Annotated in this window: 16 protein-coding genes; 11 read left to right on the forward strand and 5 right to left on the reverse strand. The window is 74.0% G+C overall.

The features are described from left to right. Positions 1-346 precede the first annotated feature (346 nt). The 4 genes from ACIBTV_RS01845 to ACIBTV_RS01860 all read left to right on the forward strand — a co-directional run bounded on the left by ACIBTV_RS01845 (position 347) and on the right by ACIBTV_RS01860 (position 3,108). A complete protein-coding gene (locus tag ACIBTV_RS01845) occupies positions 347-556 on the forward strand; it encodes a helix-turn-helix domain-containing protein (protein WP_007465625.1) in 210 nt (69 codons plus the stop codon). A 264-nt stretch (positions 557-820) separates the two neighbouring features. After that, positions 821-922, forward strand: a complete 102-nt coding sequence (locus ACIBTV_RS01850) for a 30S ribosomal protein bS22 (RefSeq protein WP_007465623.1) — start codon at positions 821-823, stop codon at positions 920-922. Between the two features lie 120 nt (positions 923-1,042). Beyond that, positions 1,043-2,116, forward strand: coding sequence for an NAD-dependent epimerase/dehydratase family protein (locus ACIBTV_RS01855; RefSeq protein ID WP_396701348.1), 1,074 nt, complete (start codon positions 1,043-1,045; stop codon positions 2,114-2,116). A gap of 134 nt (positions 2,117-2,250) precedes the next feature. Beyond that, positions 2,251-3,108: a lysophospholipid acyltransferase family protein gene (locus ACIBTV_RS01860; protein ID WP_396702033.1), complete on the forward strand. Its 858-nt coding sequence runs from the start codon at positions 2,251-2,253 to the stop codon at positions 3,106-3,108. 13 nt (positions 3,109-3,121) lie between these two features. Here ACIBTV_RS01860 and ACIBTV_RS01865 read toward each other — a convergent pair whose 3' ends face one another. The 3 genes from ACIBTV_RS01865 to ACIBTV_RS01875 form a co-directional block, all read right to left on the reverse strand. Beyond that, positions 3,122-3,997, reverse strand: coding sequence for an HAD family hydrolase (locus tag ACIBTV_RS01865; RefSeq protein WP_396701349.1), 876 nt, complete (start codon positions 3,995-3,997; stop codon positions 3,122-3,124). A gap of 151 nt (positions 3,998-4,148) precedes the next feature. After that, positions 4,149-5,045: a DUF5667 domain-containing protein gene (locus ACIBTV_RS01870; RefSeq protein ID WP_396701350.1), complete on the reverse strand. Its 897-nt coding sequence runs from the start codon at positions 5,043-5,045 to the stop codon at positions 4,149-4,151. Between the two features lie 283 nt (positions 5,046-5,328). Continuing rightward, positions 5,329-6,303: an ECF subfamily RNA polymerase sigma factor, BldN family gene (locus tag ACIBTV_RS01875; protein WP_396701352.1), complete on the reverse strand. Its 975-nt coding sequence runs from the start codon at positions 6,301-6,303 to the stop codon at positions 5,329-5,331. A gap of 634 nt (positions 6,304-6,937) precedes the next feature. On the opposite strand from ACIBTV_RS01875, the gene ACIBTV_RS01880 reads away from it, so the two are divergent. Genes ACIBTV_RS01880 through ACIBTV_RS01890 form a run of 3 tightly spaced genes read left to right on the forward strand, consistent with a single transcriptional unit; the run spans position 6,938 to position 9,484 of the window. Beyond that, positions 6,938-8,566 (forward strand): AMP-binding protein, encoded by a 1,629-nt coding sequence (locus ACIBTV_RS01880; RefSeq protein WP_396701354.1) that lies wholly within the window; start codon positions 6,938-6,940, stop codon positions 8,564-8,566. Further along, positions 8,556-8,810, forward strand: coding sequence for a glutaredoxin family protein (locus tag ACIBTV_RS01885; protein ID WP_396701356.1), 255 nt, complete (start codon positions 8,556-8,558; stop codon positions 8,808-8,810). Before ACIBTV_RS01880 ends, ACIBTV_RS01885 begins: the two co-directional genes overlap by 11 nt. Positions 8,811-8,833: 23 nt before the next feature. Further along, on the forward strand, positions 8,834-9,484 hold the full coding sequence (locus ACIBTV_RS01890; RefSeq protein WP_396701358.1) for an HAD family hydrolase: 651 nt from the start codon (positions 8,834-8,836) through the stop codon (positions 9,482-9,484). A gap of 91 nt (positions 9,485-9,575) precedes the next feature. Here ACIBTV_RS01890 and ACIBTV_RS01895 read toward each other — a convergent pair whose 3' ends face one another. Both ACIBTV_RS01895 and ACIBTV_RS01900 read right to left on the reverse strand, forming a co-directional pair. Then, complete coding sequence (locus tag ACIBTV_RS01895; protein WP_396701360.1) at positions 9,576-10,232, reverse strand: response regulator transcription factor; 657 nt, start codon at positions 10,230-10,232, stop codon at positions 9,576-9,578. A gap of 25 nt (positions 10,233-10,257) precedes the next feature. Continuing rightward, positions 10,258-11,556 carry a sensor histidine kinase gene (locus tag ACIBTV_RS01900; protein WP_396701362.1) on the reverse strand — a complete coding sequence of 433 codons (1,299 nt, stop codon included), beginning with the start codon at positions 11,554-11,556 and terminating at the stop codon, positions 10,258-10,260. Positions 11,557-12,014: 458 nt separating this feature from the next. On the opposite strand from ACIBTV_RS01900, the gene ACIBTV_RS01905 reads away from it, so the two are divergent. From ACIBTV_RS01905 to ACIBTV_RS01920, 4 genes are read left to right on the forward strand one after another with little or no spacing between them, the layout of a single operon-like run. Then, positions 12,015-12,788: a redox-sensing transcriptional repressor Rex gene (locus ACIBTV_RS01905; RefSeq protein ID WP_396701364.1), complete on the forward strand. Its 774-nt coding sequence runs from the start codon at positions 12,015-12,017 to the stop codon at positions 12,786-12,788. Further along, entirely contained in the window at positions 12,785-14,128 is a 1,344-nt protein-coding gene (locus ACIBTV_RS01910) for a glutamyl-tRNA reductase (protein WP_396701366.1), read from the forward strand. Before ACIBTV_RS01905 ends, ACIBTV_RS01910 begins: the two co-directional genes overlap by 4 nt. Then, positions 14,125-15,093 (forward strand): hydroxymethylbilane synthase, encoded by a 969-nt coding sequence (gene hemC / locus ACIBTV_RS01915; RefSeq protein WP_396701368.1) that lies wholly within the window; start codon positions 14,125-14,127, stop codon positions 15,091-15,093. Before ACIBTV_RS01910 ends, hemC begins: the two co-directional genes overlap by 4 nt. Continuing rightward, positions 15,090-16,670, forward strand: coding sequence for a uroporphyrinogen-III synthase (locus tag ACIBTV_RS01920; RefSeq protein ID WP_396701370.1), 1,581 nt, complete (start codon positions 15,090-15,092; stop codon positions 16,668-16,670). The genes hemC and ACIBTV_RS01920 overlap by 4 nt, the downstream gene beginning before the upstream one ends. The last annotated feature ends 15 nt before the right edge of the window (positions 16,671-16,685 follow it).

Raw genomic sequence — 16,685 nt, forward strand, 5'->3', positions numbered from 1 at the left:
GGTGCCCGCCCGGTGGCTCCGGTGGCGCCGCCGGAGCCACCGGGCGCCTTCCGCGCCGTGCCGCCCCGCCGTCGGGGCACGGATGCAGGATGCACCGTGCCGGTTGCGCTCCGTGTCGGTGTGCTCGACCCACCGTGGGTCCCGGTAACGGGACGCCAGGGGCCGCGAGGCCGATAACGGCAGGTCGGAACGGGTGAACCCGCCGTCAAATCATGATCAGTTGTACGAAGGGATCGCGCCGGTCACAACGGCCCCGCTACCGTACTGGTAACACGCGCGTCGCCGGTCCGGGCGGGAGCAATCCGTCGGATGGGCACGCGCCGGGCATGGGATGGGTCGGTGAGCCATGGCCGGGTCGCAGTCCGACGGTCGGCTGTCGGAGGTCAAGTTCCTGACCGTCGCGGAGGTGGCGACGGTCATGCGGGTGTCGAAGATGACGGTCTATCGCCTCGTCCACAGCGGTGAACTCACCGCGGTACGGGTGGGCCGATCGTTCCGCGTCCCCGAACACGCGGTCCACGAGTATCTCCGGGGTGCCTTTCAGGAGACCGCCTGAGCCGCCGGACAGCCCGTCACGCCCGACGTGACCGGCCCGCCGGGACGGCCCCCCGTGCCGGCGGACGGCAGGTCGGGCGGGTGTATCGACGGGGGCCCGTTGGTCCTGCCGCCGCCCGCCCGCTACCCTGGATCCCGACCGTGACCGCACCCCGGTGCGCCCTGCCGCCCGAGCTGGTCCGGTCCGTTGTCCGCAAGCGGTCACCGATGCCACCCGCGTGGCGTCATCCGGTCCGCCCCGCACGTTGCATCGAAAGGCTGTCGTATGGGCTCGGTGGTCAAGAAGCGCCGCAAGCGCATGGCTAAGAAGAAGCACCGCAAGCTGCTGCGCAAGACCCGCGTCCAGCGTCGCCGTCTCGGCAAGTGACCCACGCCGGGCCCGCGGCCCGGCACCGGCGTCACTCGCCAACTGTCGACCCTCGGAGGCTCAGGTGATCAGGCCGTGGATGTCCCGGCTCGATCCCGCCTGCCGAGGAAGGTGCGTCAGATGACCCCCGGTGGCACCCTCGGTGCTCCGGGGGTCGTCGTCGTGACCGGGGTCGGTCGCTACCTCGGCGCGCACGTCGCCGCGCGGCTCGCGGCCGACCCGCGCACCGAGCGGGTCATCGGCGTCGACGGGCCCGAATCCGGCGGCGAGTTCGCCGAGCTGCTCGACGGCGTCGAGCGCATCCGGATCGAGCCCGGCTCACTGGGCGGGCTCCTCGCCGACCTGGACGTCGACGCGGTGGTCCACCTCGCGCTGGTCACCGCCCCCGACCAGCAGCACGGCGGCCGGTCGGCGATGAAGGACCAGAACGTCATCGGCACCATGCAGATGCTCGCCGCGTGCCAGCGTGCACCCCGGCTGCGCAAGCTCGTCGTCCGCTCCTCGACCGCCGCGTACGGGGCGTCCTTTCGGGACCCGGCCGTGTTCACCGAGGAGACCGAGCCGCGTGAGGTGCCCCGCGGCGGGTTCGGCCGCGACATCCTCGACATCGAGGGGTACGTGCGGGGCTTTCGCCGGCGGCGCCCCGACGTGACGGCGACCGTGCTGCGGTTCGCGCCGTTCATCGGCTCCACCGCCGACACCACCCTGACCCGCTACTTCTCCCAGCCGGTCGTGCCGACCGTCTTCGGCCGCGACCCCCGGTTGCAGTTCCTGCACATCGACGACGCGCTGGAGGTGCTGCACCGGTCGATCGTGGAGGACCACCCCGGCACCTACAACGTGGCCGGGCCGGGTGTGCTCTCCCTCTCCCAGGCGATCCGGCGGGCCGGCCGGGTCGCCGTGCCGGTGCTCGAACCGGGCCTGTCCGGGGCCGCCGCGCTCGCCCGCAACCTCGGCTTCGGCCGCTACGGCCTGGACCAGGTCGACCTCTTCGTCCACGGCCGGGTCGTCGACACCACCCGCCTGGAGCGGGAGTACGGCTTCACCCCGCGCTCGACCGCGGCCGCGTTCGACGACTTCATCCACGCCCACCACGGTGGGCGGGTCGTGACCCGGAGCCAGCTGGCCACCGCCGAGCAACTGGTGCTGGACGGGATCCGACAGGTGCGCGCGGCCGTCCGGGAGCGGACGTGACCGGGGCCGGGCCGGAGCGCGACGGTCGTGAGCTGGGCGGCCGGTTCGACGTACCGGCCGCCGCGCCCGACCCGGAGGCGGAGCCGGCGCGGCGCAACGGACACCGACCCACCACCGCGCCCGTCGCCCCGGCGGTGGCCGACCAGCCGGGCGACCCCTGGGACCGGCGGGTCGCCGGCGGCCTGGCGTTCCTGCGCCGGCGGCTGTCCGGCGAGTACGAGGTCGACGAGTTCGGGTTCGACCCGGAGCTGACCGAGGCCGTGTTCCACCCGCTGCTGCGGCTGCTCTACCGAGACTGGTTCCGCACCGAGGTCACCGGGATGGAGCACGTGCCCACCGACGGGGCCGGCCTGGTCGTGGGCAACCACTCCGGCACCGTCGCGCTCGACGCGCTGATCCTCTCGGCCGCCCTGCACGACCAGCACCCCGCGCACCGGTTCCTCCGACTGCTCGGCGCCGACCTGGTGTTCCGCATGCCGGTCGTCTCCGAGCTGGCCCGCAAGTCCGGCGGCACGGTGGCCTGCAATCCGGACGCGGAACGCCTCCTCGGCACCGGTGAGCTGGTCGGTGTCTTCCCCGAGGGGTTCAAGGGGATCGGCAAGCTCTACGCGGAGCGCTACAAGCTCCAGCGCTTCGGCCGGGGCGGCTTCGTCTCGGCGGCACTGCGCACCGGCACCCCGATCGTGCCGGTGGCCATCGTCGGGGGCGAGGAGATCTATCCGATGCTCGCCGACATCAAGCCGCTGGCCCGCCTGCTCAAGCTGCCGTACTTCCCGGTCACCCCGACGTTCCCGTGGCTCGGGCCGCTCGGCATGATCCCGCTGCCCAGCAAGTGGCTGATCGAGTTCTGCCCGCCGATCCCGACGGCGCACCTGACCGACTCCGCCGACGACCCTCTGGTCGTGTTCAACCTCGCCGACCAGGTGCGGGAAACCATCCAGCAGACGCTGCACAAGCTGCTCGAGCGGCGGCCCGACCCGTTCGGCCCCTGACCGGCGCCGAAGCCTAGATCCCGCGGCGACGGCGGTGCAGCGCCAGACCTGCGCCGACCACACCCGCGACCACGCCGACCGCCGCGGTCGACGGCACGGCGATCCGGACCGCCCGCCGGCCCGTGCGGAAGTCCCGCACCTCCCAGCCGTGCTCCCGGGCCCGGCGCAGCAGCGTGCCGTCCGGGTTGACGGCCACCGGACGTCCGACGGCCTGCAGCAACGGCAGGTCGTTCGAGGAGTCGCTGTAGGCGGCGCACCGACCCAGGTCGAGCCCCTCCACGGCGGCGAGCTGGGTGACGGCCTCGGCCTTGGCCGGGCCGTGCATCAGGTCACCGACCAACCGACCCGTGTACGCCCCGTCGACGACCTCGGCCACCGTGCCGATCGCGCCGGTCAGCCCGAGTCGGGCGGCGATCACCCGGCCGATCTCCACCGGGGCGGCGCTGACCAGCCAGACCCGCTCGCCGGCGTCCAGGTGCCGCTGGGCGAGCTGGCGGGTGCCGCCCCAGATCCGTGGCGCCATCAGCTCGTCGAAGATCTCCTGGGAGAGGCGTTCGACGTCGTCCACCCGCCAGCCCTCGATGAAGGCGAGCGCCGCGTCCTTGGCCTGCGACATGTCACCGGCGTGCTCCCGGGCGAGCAGGCGGAACCGGAGCTGCTGCCAGGCGAACCGGGCCAGATCGCCGGTGGTGAAGTAGTTGCGGGCGGCGAGCCCGCGGGCGAACCAGTAGATCGAGGCGCCCTGCATCATCGTGTTGTCCACGTCGAAGAAGGCCGCCGCGCTCCGGTCCGGCTCGGCGGGGACGCTCGTCGCCGGGTCGGCCTCCGCCCAGCCGGCGGTGTGACCGTGGGCGTCGGTGCTGACCGTCACCTTCCGGCTGCGGGCCACGCGACTCCCTCCCTCACTGGCGCGAACTGCGCCTCCAGCGAGGGTAGCCGGGTCGGACGGCCGCCGCGGAGATCCCCAGGGGGCCTGCTGAACTCGTCGGCGCGTCGCGGTGCGCCGGGCCAGGGGCGGAGTGGGGTGACCGGGCCGGCGGTCAGCGGTCGGTCGGGCAGCTGGTCGGGGCAGGGCCGAGCGCGTCGCTGGCCACCGGTGCCGGCAGGCCGCACCCGATCGCGGCGCGCAGCGCGTCCGAGCGCTCCCGGACCGCGTCGAGCAGCGCCAGGGACTCGTTGGTGCGCTCCCGGTCGGCCCGCGTGGCGCCGTCGAGCAGCTCGCGTACGACGCGTCGCTGCCCCGTGACGAAGGTGTTGACCGCGTCCAGTCCGGCGGCGTCGGAGCGCTGCGCGGCGGCACCGGTCAACAGGCGTACGCCCTGGCGGGTGTCGGCGTCCATGTCGTCGAGGACGGCGCTGAACCCGGCCTCGTTGCCGCGCAGCTCGGCGGCCTCGCCGAGGCGGGTGCGGGCGAAGTCGAGGAAGAGCTGGCCCCGGCTGATGTCCGAGCTGGCCAGGGCGAGCTGGGCGCGCTCGGTGGAGCGTTTCATGCCGTAGAGGGCGTCGCCCGGCACCGCGTTCTCGCTGGCCGCCGAGATGCCGGAGACGGCGATGGCGCCGGCCGCGACGCCGACGAGGATCGCACCTCGGGCGCGGGCCCGGCGGGCGGTGACCGCGGGCAGCAGCGAGCCGCGGAGGCTGCCCGCGCTGGTGCGCTGACCGGCCGCCTCGGTCGCCGGGGTCTTCGCCGGGTTGCCCAAGCCCTCCCGCTCGGCCGTGGCGAGCAGCATCGCCCGCAGGCCGGTGCGGAACTCCTGGTCCACCTCGACCGTCGGGCGGTCGACGCTGAGCCGCTGACCCACCGCGACGAGCGGGGCGAGCTCCTCGTCGACCCGGGACCGGACGTGATGCCGCCGGCCGCCGTTGGCCTCGTCGAGCAGCTGCGCGAAGCGCTCGGCGCGCCGGCGGGAGAAGAGGATGTTGTCCACCGCAGGCACCTCCTCTCGCTGGTCGCGGCCGGTCGGCCGCTGTCTGGCCAGCGACCGGCGGCAGCGTGACGCCGCGGGAGGTGAGGTCGCGGATGGTTGCACCCGTCGACCTCGGTGGCCCGGGGGGATGCCGGGGCAACCACCGGTCGCACCCGGAGAAACGGTCCGCGCCGGGCACGGGTTACGGGCCGGGCGGAGCGAAAATCACAGAAAGTGATGGGCGTCACGCCGTGATATCGCCCCTGACCTGCGGTTTTGCGGATCGGGTCGGATATCGGTCCCGGCCACGGGACTACGGTTGGAAACCGTCGGGCAGGAGCCGGGCCAGGGCCCTGACCGCGCGATACTGCAAGGCCTTGATCGCGCCCTCGTTCTTGCCCATCGCGCGTGCGGTCTCGGCGACCGAGAAGCCCTGGAGGAAGCGCAGCACGATGCACTCCTGCTGCTCCGGGTTGAGCTGCTTGACGGCGGTGAGCAGGGCGACGTTGGTGATGTGCTCGACCACCGCGGCCTCCGGGCTGCCCTCCGGGCCGCGGTCCTCGCGGTCGGCGTCCAGCACGTCCCCGGTGGTCACCTCCAGCCGGTAGCGGCCCGACTTGAAGTGGTCGGCGACCAGGTTGCGGGCGATGGTGACCAGCCAGGCACCGAGGTCCCGGCCCTGCCAGGTGAAGCTGCCGATCCGCTTGAGCGCCCGCAGGAACGTGTCGGAGGTGAGGTCCTCGGCCAGCTGCCGGTTGCCGACCCGGAAGTAGACGAAGCGGAAGACCGTGTCGACGTACCGGTCGTAGATCAGGCCGAACGCCTCGGCCTCGCCGGCCTGCGCCCGCTCGACCAGCGCCCACACCTCGGTCGCCGGATCCGACGGGTCCGGTCGGCTCGGATAGCCGGTGGTGCTGCCGGTGCCGGTGCCGTTCGGCGTGCCGCTGGCCGGGACCGCGGGCAGCACCGCCGTCTCGCCGGCCGCCGGGTCGGCCACCGCCGGTGAGTCGTCCACCCGCCGGGTCTGCGCGGGCATCATCGGGCGGGCCGGCACGGCGACGCGACCACCGGCGGGCTTCGCATTCCCGCCCGGGACGGCCGGGCGCGCGGGCGGCTCGTTGTGGTGCGGCCGGTTGCGGACGCGTTCGGCGGCGCTCTCACCGTGGACAGCGAGGCCGCCGGTGTCCTCTGCGGTGCCGTGACCGGGGATGGGGCGCTCGTTCATCGTCGCCCGGGTGGTCGGGCCGGTCAGCCCGAGCGGACGGTCCGCGTAACCGAAGGTCGTCACCGCGCCGCCCCCGTCCCGTGGACGATGAAGCGGGCCGACCGGCACGCCGCGATCCCGGCCCGGGCGGGCGCGCCGCGGTCGGGCAGGGCGGTTCCGGGGTATGCCGGCGGGCGGCAAGTCCCCTTGAGGTGCTGGTCCAATGCGCTGACGGGCACGGGGGCCTCCTCGGGCTGAGGGGTGTCGACTCACGGCAAATGGGGTGAGCCGACCCGAGTGATGATAGGGCCAACGTCACCCGCGCGTGGCAAGTCCGTTACACAGGGCCGAAGTATTTCCCGCTGTGTCGCACCCATGGCGGACCGGTTGTCCGTCGTGTGTGGTTGACTTTCGGCGGTTCCGATGGTCCGCATTGGAAGTCCTGGTCAGGGCGATGATGGCGGACCTCGTCCGGGTGTGTCGGTCGGCTTCGCGACAGCGCCGCGTGCGACGCGTCCCTGGCGTGTCGCGCGTCCCATCGACGGGATCGGATTGGCCCGCCGGTGGACGCCACTGTGTCCCGTCCACGGGACTGCCGGGGCGGAGGCGCGACGACGACGGCACCCCATCGACCGTCCGGCCGACGACGGCCGGTCCGGGCGACCGTCCGGCCGACGACCATGGCCCCGGCCGCCCGCCTGTGCCAGACTCAGCGACCGTGCAGGACGCAGCGAGCAGCTCCGCGCCGAACCTCGCCGACCGGGCCCACCGGGCGGCCCTCGCCCACGGTGAACGACCCGCGCTGCACTGGCGCGACCGGACGGTCACCTGGTCCGAACTGGACGAGCGGATCAGCGCGGCGGCCCGCGCCCTTGCCGCCACGGCACCCGGGCCGGACCGGGCCGGAGCGCCGGCCCGGGTGGCGATCGCCCTGCCCAACACACCGGACTTCGTGGTCAGCTACCTCGGCGCCCTGCGCGCCGGGCTGGTCGCCGTGCCGGTCAACCCCGGCTTCACGGCACCGGAGCTGCGGCACGTGCTCGCCGACTCCGGCGCGTCGGTGCTGATCGCGACGCGGCGGGTCGCCGACCTGGTCGCCACGGTCGCCGGGGAGCTGCCCGCGCTCACCGCCGTGCACACCAGCCCACCGGAGACACCCGCCGACCCGGCGACCGGGGCCGACGCGTTCCCGGCGCGCGGCGGTGCCGACCTGGCGGTGCTGCTCTACACGTCGGGCACCGAGGGCCGACCCAAGGGCGCGATGCTCCCGCACCGCGCGCTGCTGGCCAATCACGACCAGGTGGACCGGATCGACCCGCCGGTGGTCGGGCCGGACGACACCGTGCTGCTGGCGCTGCCGCTGTTCCACGCGTACGGGCTGAACTCGGCGCTCGGCGCGGTCGTCCACCACGGCGCGACCGGGCTGCTCGTCGAGGAGCCCGGTCCGGACGCCGGGCTCGCCGAGATCGCGCGGCACCGGGCGAGCGTGCTGGTCGGCGTACCGTCGATGGTGCTCGCCTGGTCCACGGCGGACGCCGGCGCGCTCGCCACGGCGATGGCGTCGGTGCGGGTGGTGGTCTGCGGCGCGGCGCCGCTGGAGCCGACCGTCGCCGCCCGCTTCGCCGAGGTCGCCGGCCGTCCGGTGCACGTCGGCTACGGGCTCACCGAGACCGCGCCGGTGCTCACCTCCACCCTGGTCGGCGGGGCGGCCAAGGCGGGATCGATCGGCCGGCCGCTGCCCGGCGTCGAGCTGCGGCTGGTCGGCGCCGACGGTACGGACCTGTGGCGCGACGGCGTGGCGGAGCCCGACGACGACCCGGACGAGCTGGACCTCTCCGACGCGGCCCCGGGCACCGACCCCGGCCAGATCGTGGTCCGCGGCGCCAACCTCTTCGACGGCTACTGGCCGGACGGCCGGGGCGGCCCGGACGCCGAGGGTTGGTGGGCGACCGGCGACGTGGCGTACGCCGACGAGGACGGCGACCTCTTCCTGGTCGACCGGCTCGGCGAACTGATCCTGGTCAACGGCTTCAACGTCTACCCGCACGAGGTCGAGCTGGCGCTCGGGACGCACCCGGCGGTGGCCGAGTCGGCGGTACTCGGTGTGCCGCATCCGCGGACCGGCGAGACTGTGCGGGCGTACGTGGTGCGGGCGCCGGGGCGGTCGGTGACCGCCGAGGACCTGCTCGCCCACTGCGCGCGGAACCTCGCCCGGTTCAAGTGCCCGACCGGCGTCGAGTTCGTCGACGCCCTGCCGCACTCGGTGATCGGCAAGGTTCGCAAGACCCAGCTCCGGTCGGCGGCCGCCCCGCCCACCCCGCGTACGGAGGTGCCCGATGTCCAGTGACGCCCGGCTCACACTGATCACCCGGCCGGGGTGCCACCTCTGCGACGAGGCGCGGGAGGCGCTGGGACGGGTGGTCGCGGTCACCGGCGACCGGTGGGTCGAGCGGGACGTCACGGACGACCTGGAGCTGGAGCGCGACTACGGCGACCGGCTCCCGGTGGTGCTGCTCGACGGCAAGGAGCACGGCTACTGGCGGGTCGAGGAGGACCGGCTGCTGCGCGACCTCACCACGCCTCAGCTGTGAGACGTGCGAGATAGGGTGCGCCGATGACCGCTGCGCACCCCCACCTGGTGTGGGACTGGAACGGCACTCTGCTCAATGACCTCAGCCTCGTGGTGGCGTCCACCAACGCCGCCTTCGCCACCGTCGGCGGCCCGACGGTGACGGCCGACGAACACCGGGTGCGGTTCCGCCGGCCGGTCGCCGACTACTACGCCGAGGTGCTGGGGCAGGCGGTCGACGACGAGCAGTTCGGCCGGCTGGACAAGATCTTCCACGAGGCGTACCGGAGCGGGCTGACGACCTGCGAGCTGGCCGCCGACGCGCGCACCGCGATGGAGTCGTGGCCGGGCGGCCAGTCGCTGCTGTCCATGTGGTTCCACGAGGAGCTCGTGCCGACCGTGCACACGTACGGGCTCACGTCGCACTTCCTGCGGGTCGACGGGCTGCGCGGCACCGTCGGCGGTGACCGGAAGGCGGAGTCGCTCCGGCGGCACCTCGCCGAGCTGGGCCTGGACGGCGGCTCGGTGGTGCTGATCGGCGACTCCCTCGACGACGCGGACGCGGCGAGCGCGGTCGGCGGCCGGGCCGTGCTCTACACCGGTGGGTTCACCGACCCGGCCCGTCTGCGTGCCTCCGGTCACCCGGTCGCCGACACCCTGACCGAGGCCGTCACCCTGGCCCGCACCCTCGGTTGACCGCGACTCCGCTCGTCGATCATGAAGTTGTCGCGCCGACACGCCGAGGCGGCGGGGCGACAACTTCATGATCACGGGGCGGAGCCGCGGGTCAGTTGCGGAGGTAGGTCAGGACGGCCAGGACCCGGCGGTGCTGCTCGGTGTCCGGCGGCAGGTTGAGCTTGGTGAAGATGTTGCGGACGTGCTTCTCCACGGCGCCGTCGCTCACCACGAGCGTGCGGGCGATGGCGGTGTTCGACCGCCCCTCGGCCATCAGCCCGAGCACCTCCCGCTCGCGGGGGGTCAGCTCACGCAGCGGGTCGTCGCGTCGCCGCCGGGCGAAGAGCTGACCGACCACCTCCGGGTCGAGGACCGTGCCGCCGGTCGCCACCCGGTTCAGCGCGTCCAGGAACTCGTCGATCGCCGCCACCCGGTCCTTGAGCAGGTAGCCGATCCCGCCGCCGCCGGCACCGCCGGTGGTGGCCAGCAGGTCGTCGGCGTACGAGACCTCGACGTACTGGGAGAGGACCAGGACCGGGCTCCGCGGCACCAGTCGGCGGGCCTCCACGGCCGCCCGAAGCCCCTCGTCGGTGTGCGACGGCGGCATCCGCACGTCGACGATCGACACGTCCGGCCGGTGGGCCACGACCGCCTCCACCAGCGCGTCGCCGTCGCCGACCACCGCGACCACCTCGTGCCCACTCTCGGTGAGCAGCCGCACCAGCCCCTCCCGGAGCAGGACGGCGTCATCCGCGATCACGATCCGCATGGCTGTGTTGTCTAGCACGTCGGGCTCACAGTGGGAGCTCCGCGCGGATCTCCGTGGGGCCGCCGGCCGGGCTGACGACGCGCAGCTCGCCGCCGGCGGCCCGGACCCGGTCGGCGATCCCCACCAGTCCGTGACCCTTCGCCAGGTGCGCACCGCCCTGCCCGTCGTCGCCCACGCTGACCGTCAGCCGGCTCTCCGCCCGCTCGACCCCCACCTGGCAGGCGGTCGCCCGGCTGTGCTTCGCGACGTTGGTCAGCGCCTCGGCCACCACGAAGTACGCCGTGCTCTCCACCGCCGGGTCGAGCCGGCCGCCGGGGGTGCCGAGGGTGGGGTCCACCTGGAGCTCGATCGGGATCAGCCCGCGACCGGCGAGCGCGGCCAGGGCGCTCGGCAGGCCCCGGTCCACCAGGATCGGCGGGGCGATCCCCCGGGAGAGGGACCGCAGCTCGGCGAGGGTGTCCCGGGTCTGCGCGACGGCCTCGTCCAGCGTCCGGCCGGCGGCCTCCGGGTCGGACGCGAGCTGCTGCCGGGCCCGACTCAGGTCCATCGCCAACCGGACCAGCCGCTGCTGAGGCCCGTCGTGGATGTCCCGCTCCAGCCGGCGCAGCGCGGCGGCCTCGGCTGAGACGGCCGCGCGCTTCTGCTCCTCCAGCACGGTGATCCGGTCGCGCATCTCGGCGACCCCGGTGAGCATCGCCCGGGCGAAACCGGCCTGCATCAGCGCGCAGCCGCGCGCCACGATCGGCAGGGTGATCAGGAAGAACAGCCCGATCGCGCTGTGCAGGCCGACCCGCGCGGCGGCCGACCCGCCCAGGCCGAGCAGCTCGGCCAGGTCCGTGTCGTCCGGGCCGCCGCGCGGCAGCGCCCAGTCGTACGCCCAGTAGAGGGTGCCGGCGACGGCCCCGGCCCACCAGACCAGCGTCACCACGAACGTGGCGATCGCCACGATCAGCCGGAGGATGCCGTGCGCCAGGTCGAGCCACGACTGGGCGTCCCGGATCGGCACGAAGATCCGCCGCCACGCGCTGGCCCCCGGCTCCGGCGTCCGGTAGTGCGGACGGATCCGTGGCTGCCGCAGCACCGCCGGCAGCCGGAGCCGTTCGATGTCGGCGAAGGCCCGGGCGGCGTGCAGGGTGCCGCTGAGGATGGGCAGCCCGATCACCGTCACCACGAGGCCGACGCTGAGCGCGGAGCCCACCAGCAGGACGACGAAGCCGGCCAGCGCGAGCGGGAGCCCGAGCAGCACGTACCCGGAGTCGAGGAGGAGCTGTCGGGGGATGCTCGGCGCCAGCATCGGCTGGTCGGCGGTCGAGACGGCGGTCATGCCCAAAGGCTAGGAGCGTCGGACCGGTCGTCCCATCCCGCCGGCCACCCGGTGCACCGTAGTGCTGCCCCTACCGTGCCCGCCGGCTCTTCCCGCGATCGTGCGCTCGTGGCCCCGGACGCGTCCGGAATGCCGCTTGCGCCGGGGCGGAAACCGCACGATCGCGGGGGCGGGAAGGGGGCGGGACGCGCGGCGCGGGATTGGTCAGAGAAGTCGGGATTGAGCAATAATTGCCGCGCGGCGCCGGCGGAGGTCGCCGGATTGATCTTGCGGGAACGGAGGGCCAGGTGGGGGCGCGTCGCGACCTGACAAGATCGCGATTTGTGCGCGTCTTCACAAGCGCCTACCCTGTTGTTCCGACGCGCCCTGCTAGCACAGCCGGCAATCTCGGTCGCCAGCGGGAGCCCCGAAGCGGCCGACCGGCGGAGTTGGCCGAGGATCGCACCGCACGGAGTCTCATGAGTCAGCACCGTCACCCTGGCGCGCCCGACCGCGCCGCCGGTGCCGTACCGGCGCTACCGGACCTGCCCGAGGCGACCGTCGCGCGGCTCCCGGAGTACCTGCGCGCGCTGCACAACCTCGCCGACACCGGTCACGAGACGGTCTCCAGCGAGGGTCTGGCCAGCGCCGCCGGGGTCAACTCCGCCAAGCTCCGCAAGGACCTCTCGCACCTCGGCTCGTACGGCACCCGCGGCGTCGGCTACGACGTGACACTGCTGATCGAGCAGATCGAATATGTGCTCGGGCTCACCCAGCGGCGGGCCGTCGCCCTGGTCGGCGTGGGTAATCTCGGTCACGCTCTGGCCGGCTACGACGGGTTCGCCAGCCGCGGATTCCGGATCGCCGCGCTCCTCGACGCCGACCCCGCCCGGGTGGGTGAGGAGATCAGCGGTCTGGTCGTCCAACACGTCGACGACCTGCCGAGAATCGCCGCCGAGGAGTCGATCGCGATAGGCGTGATCGCCACGCCGGCCGCCGCCGCCCAGCGGGTCGCCGACCAGTTGGTCGCGGTCGGCGTGACCAGCATTCTGAACTTCGCACCCTGCGTACTCTCAGTCCCGGAGGGGGTCGACGTCCGCAAGGTCGACCTCGCCATCGAGTTGCAGATCCTGTCCTTCCACGAGCACCGCAAGGCGTCGCTGACCGCGCTGCCCGCCACCGGCGGGTCCGCCCTCACGGCTCTGCCGGGCGGGCTCGCGGCCACCGACACCCAGGAGGCGATCGGCCCGTGAAACTGCTCGTCGTCGGCGCGTCGTACCGCACGGCGCCGGTCGCCACGCTGGAGCAGCTGGCGGTGCCCCCCGCCGAGTTCACCCGCACCCTGGAGCGGCTGATCGCGCAGCCGTACGTGAGCGAGGCGGTCGTCGTCTCCACCTGCAACCGGGTGGAGGTCTACGCCGCCGTGTCCGGTTTCCACGGCGGGCTGGGCGACATCTGCCAGGTCCTCGGTGAACACGCGGACTGCTCGCCCACCGCGCTCGCCAACCACCTTTACGTGCACTACGACGCCGCGGCCGTCAACCACGTCTTCCGGGTCGCCACCGGGCTGGACTCGATGGTGGTCGGCGAGTCGCAGATCCTCGGGCAGTTGCGGGACGCGTACCACTGGGCCACCGACGCCGACTCGGCCGGCCGGCTGCTGCACGAGCTGATGCAGCAGGCGCTGCGGGTGGGCAAGCGGGCGCACGCCGAGACCGGCATCGACCGGGCCGGACAGAGCGTCGTCAGCGCTGCGCTGGAGCTGGCCGCCGGTCACTTCGACGGTGACCTGGCCGGCCGACCCGCCCTGGTGGTGGGTGCGGGTGCGATGGGCTCGTTGGGCGTGGCGACGCTCTCCCGCAGCGGCGCCGCGCCGCTCCTGGTGACCAACCGGGGGGCCGATCGGGCCGCCCGGCTCGCCGAGTCGTACGGGGCCACCGCCCTTCCGCTGGCCGAGCTGGCCACCGCGCTCTCCACAGTGGACATCGTAGTCGCCGCGACCGCGGCCACCGAACCGGTCCTCACCCGTTCGGTGGTGACCCGCGCGCTGGCCGAACGCGACCCCGCACGGGGGCCGCTGGTCCTGCTCGACCTCGCCGTCCCCCGCGACGTGGAGGCCGGTGTCGGCGACCTGCCGGGCGTCGAGGTGATCGACATCGACCGCATGGCGGCCCTGGTCGCCGAGGGGCCGGCCGCCACCGACGCCGCCGCCGTCGAGCGGATCGTCACCACCGAGCTGGAGGGCTTCCTCACCTGGCTGCGCGGCGCCGACGTCGCGCCCACCGTGGCCGCCCTGCGCGGTCGCGCCGACGACGTGGTCACCGCCGAACTGCGCCGGCTCGCCCAGCGCCGCCCCGACCTGAGCGACGACCAGCGCGCCGAGGTCGCCCGGACGGTGCACCGGGTGGTGCAGCGGCTGCTCCACCAGCCGACCGTGCGGGTCCGGCAGCTCGCCGCCGAACCGGGCGGTGACCAGTACGCGGCCCTGCTCCGCGAGCTGTTCGACCTCCAGGTCCCGCAGACGTCCCCGGTCGACACCGTCCCCGACGTCGTGGAGACCGAACCCGCCCCGTCAACCGGAGGTGAGCGATGACCGCCCCCCTGCGCCTCGGCACCCGCGGCAGCGCCCTCGCGATGGCCCAGTCCGGCCACGTCGCCGAGGCCCTCACCGCGGCCACCGGGCGCCCCGTGGAGCTGGTCGAGGTGGTCACCGCCGGCGACCGCTCCACCGCGCCGGTGCACCGGCTCGGCGTCGGTGTCTTCGTGTCGGCCCTGCGGGACGCGCTGGCCGCCCGCACCATCGACTTCGCCGTGCACTCCTACAAGGACCTGCCCACGGCGGGCGCCCCCGGGCTGCACATCGCGGCGGTGCCGCCCCGCGAGGACCCGCGTGACGCGCTGGTCGCCCGGGACGGCCGTACGCTCGCCGAACTGCCGCCCGGCGCGACGGTCGGCACCGGCGCCCTGCGCCGCATCGCCCAGCTGCACGCCCTCGGGATGCAGCTGGAGGTCACCCCGATCCGCGGCAACGTGGACACCCGCCTGGGCCGGGTGCTCGGCCCGGTCGCCGACCTCGACGCGGTCGTCCTGGCCCGGGCCGGACTGGCCCGGCTGGGGCGGGCCGGCGAGATCACCGAGACGCTCGACCCGATGCTCATGCTGCCCGCGCCCGCCCAGGGCGCGCTGGCCGTGGAGTGCCGCGTCGACGACCCGGACCTGGTCGAGCTGCTCGCCGTGCTCGACCACGCACCGTCCCGCGCCGCGATCACCGCGGAGCGGGCGTTGCTGGCCACCCTGGAGGCCGGGTGCAGCGCACCGGTCGCCGCCTACGCCGAGGTCGCCGAGGGCGACGCCGGTGAAGAGATCTACCTGCGCGGGGCGGTGATCAGCCCGGACGGCACGCGTGACCTCCGGCTGTCCCGCACCGGAACGCCCGCCGACGCCGCGGAGATCGGTAAGGCACTCGCCGCCGAACTCCTCGACCTCGGCGCCGACTCGATCCTCGGCCACGAAGGACCCACCGGTCCGGGGACCCAGCAATTTGGGAGCACAGAATGACCCGCACCCGTAAGCCCGTAGGCCGTATCGCGTTCGTCGGGGCAGGTCCCGGCGACCCGGGCCTGCTGACCCGCCGGGCGCACGACGCCCTGGTCGACGCCGACCAGGTGGTGTACGACCGGGGAGTACCCGAGTCGCTGCTCGCCGTCGTCCGCGCCGAAGCCCGCGAGGACGCCGAGTTCACGCCGGCGGAGGGCGCGCCCGGAGACGTGGCGAAGGTGCTGATCTCGGCGGCCCGCGCCGGGCAGAACGCCGTGCACCTGGTCGCCGGGGACCCGTTCGGCCACGACTCGGTGGTCAAGGAGGTGCAGGCCGTCGCCCGCACCGCGGCGCACTTCGAGGTCGTGCCGGGTGTCGGCCAGGCCGAGGGCGTCGCCACCTACGCCGGTGTGCCGCTGCCGGGCGTACGCACCGCCGCCGACGTCGAGGACGTCAGCGCGCTGGACTTCGAGGCGCTCGCCGCAGCGGTCGGCCGGGGCTCCCTCGCGATCGCGGTCGACGCCGGTGACCTCGCCGCCGTCCGCGACGGGCTGCTCGCCGCGGGCCTCGACGGCGCCACCGCGGTCGCGGTGACCGGCGACGGCACCGGTGAGACCCAGTACACGACCACGTCGACCGTGGACAGCTTCGTCGCCGCCGCGCTCGGCTTCACCGGGCGCGTGGTGCTCACCGTCGGTGCCGGCGTCAGCCAGCGCGACAAGCTCAGCTGGTGGGAGAACCGGCCGCTGTACGGCTGGAAGGTGCTGGTGCCCCGCACCAAGGAGCAGGCCGGCGTGATGAGCGCCCGGCTGCGCGCGTACGGGGCCATCCCGTGCGAGGTGCCGACCATCGCGGTCGAGCCGCCGCGCACCCCGGCCCAGATGGAGCGGGCGGTCAAGGGCTTGGTCGACGGCCGGTACGCCTGGGTGATCTTCACCTCGGTCAACGCCGTCCGGGCGGTCTGGGAGAAGTTCGGCGAGCACGGCCTGGACGCCCGACACTTCGGCGGCGTCAAGATCGCCTGCATCGGTGAGGCGACCGCCGACGCGGTCCGCGCGTTCGGCATCCAGCCGGAGCTGATCCCGTCCGGGGAGCAGTCCTCCGAGGGGCTGCTGGCCGAGTTCTCGCCCCACGACGAGGTGCTCGACCCGGTCGGCCGGGTGCTGCTGCCGCGCGCCGACATCGCCACCGAGACGCTCGCCGCCGGGCTTACCGAGCGTGGCTGGGAGGTCGACGACGTGACCGCCTACCGGACCGTCCGGGCGGCCCCGCCGCCGGCCGAGATCCGCGACGCGATCAAGTCGGGCGGCTTCGACGCGGTGCTCTTCACCTCGTCCTCGACCGTCCGGAACCTGGTCGGCATCGCCGGCAAGCCGCACGCGCGTACCGTTGTTGCCGTCATCGGCCCGAAGACGGCGGAGACCGCGACGGAGTTCGGCCTGCGGGTCGACGTCCAGCCGCAGCACGCCTCGGTGCCCGATCTGGTGGAGGCGCTCGCCGCCTACGCCGTCGAGCTGCGGGAGAAGCTTGCCGCCATGCCGGCCAAGCAGCGCCGCGGTTCGAAGGTGCAGGGGCCGACCGCCCTGAGGTTCCGGTAGTCGTTCAGGAGGCAC

The sequence above is a fragment of the Micromonospora sp. NPDC049366 genome, assembly GCF_044466625.1.
Classification (GTDB): domain Bacteria; phylum Actinomycetota; class Actinomycetes; order Mycobacteriales; family Micromonosporaceae; genus Micromonospora.

Bases quoted from the DNA above. Each gene is read 5' to 3' on its own strand.
- ACIBTV_RS01890 (WP_396701358.1), top strand. From the start codon at position 8,834: ATGACCGCTGCGCACCCCCACCTGGTGTGGGACTGGAACGGCACTCTG.
- ACIBTV_RS01850 (WP_007465623.1), top strand. From the start codon at position 821: ATGGGCTCGGTGGTCAAGAAGCGCCGCAAGCGCATGGCTAAGAAGAAG.
- ACIBTV_RS01920 (WP_396701370.1), top strand. From the start codon at position 15,090: ATGACCCGCACCCGTAAGCCCGTAGGCCGTATCGCGTTCGTCGGGGCA.
- ACIBTV_RS01855 (WP_396701348.1), top strand. From the start codon at position 1,043: ATGACCCCCGGTGGCACCCTCGGTGCTCCGGGGGTCGTCGTCGTGACC.
- ACIBTV_RS01885 (WP_396701356.1), top strand. From the start codon at position 8,556: ATGTCCAGTGACGCCCGGCTCACACTGATCACCCGGCCGGGGTGCCAC.
- ACIBTV_RS01900 (WP_396701362.1), bottom strand. From the start codon at position 11,556: ATGACCGCCGTCTCGACCGCCGACCAGCCGATGCTGGCGCCGAGCATC.
- hemC (WP_396701368.1), top strand. From the start codon at position 14,125: ATGACCGCCCCCCTGCGCCTCGGCACCCGCGGCAGCGCCCTCGCGATG.
- ACIBTV_RS01845 (WP_007465625.1), top strand. From the start codon at position 347: ATGGCCGGGTCGCAGTCCGACGGTCGGCTGTCGGAGGTCAAGTTCCTG.
- ACIBTV_RS01895 (WP_396701360.1), bottom strand. From the start codon at position 10,232: ATGCGGATCGTGATCGCGGATGACGCCGTCCTGCTCCGGGAGGGGCTG.
- ACIBTV_RS01905 (WP_396701364.1), top strand. From the start codon at position 12,015: ATGAGTCAGCACCGTCACCCTGGCGCGCCCGACCGCGCCGCCGGTGCC.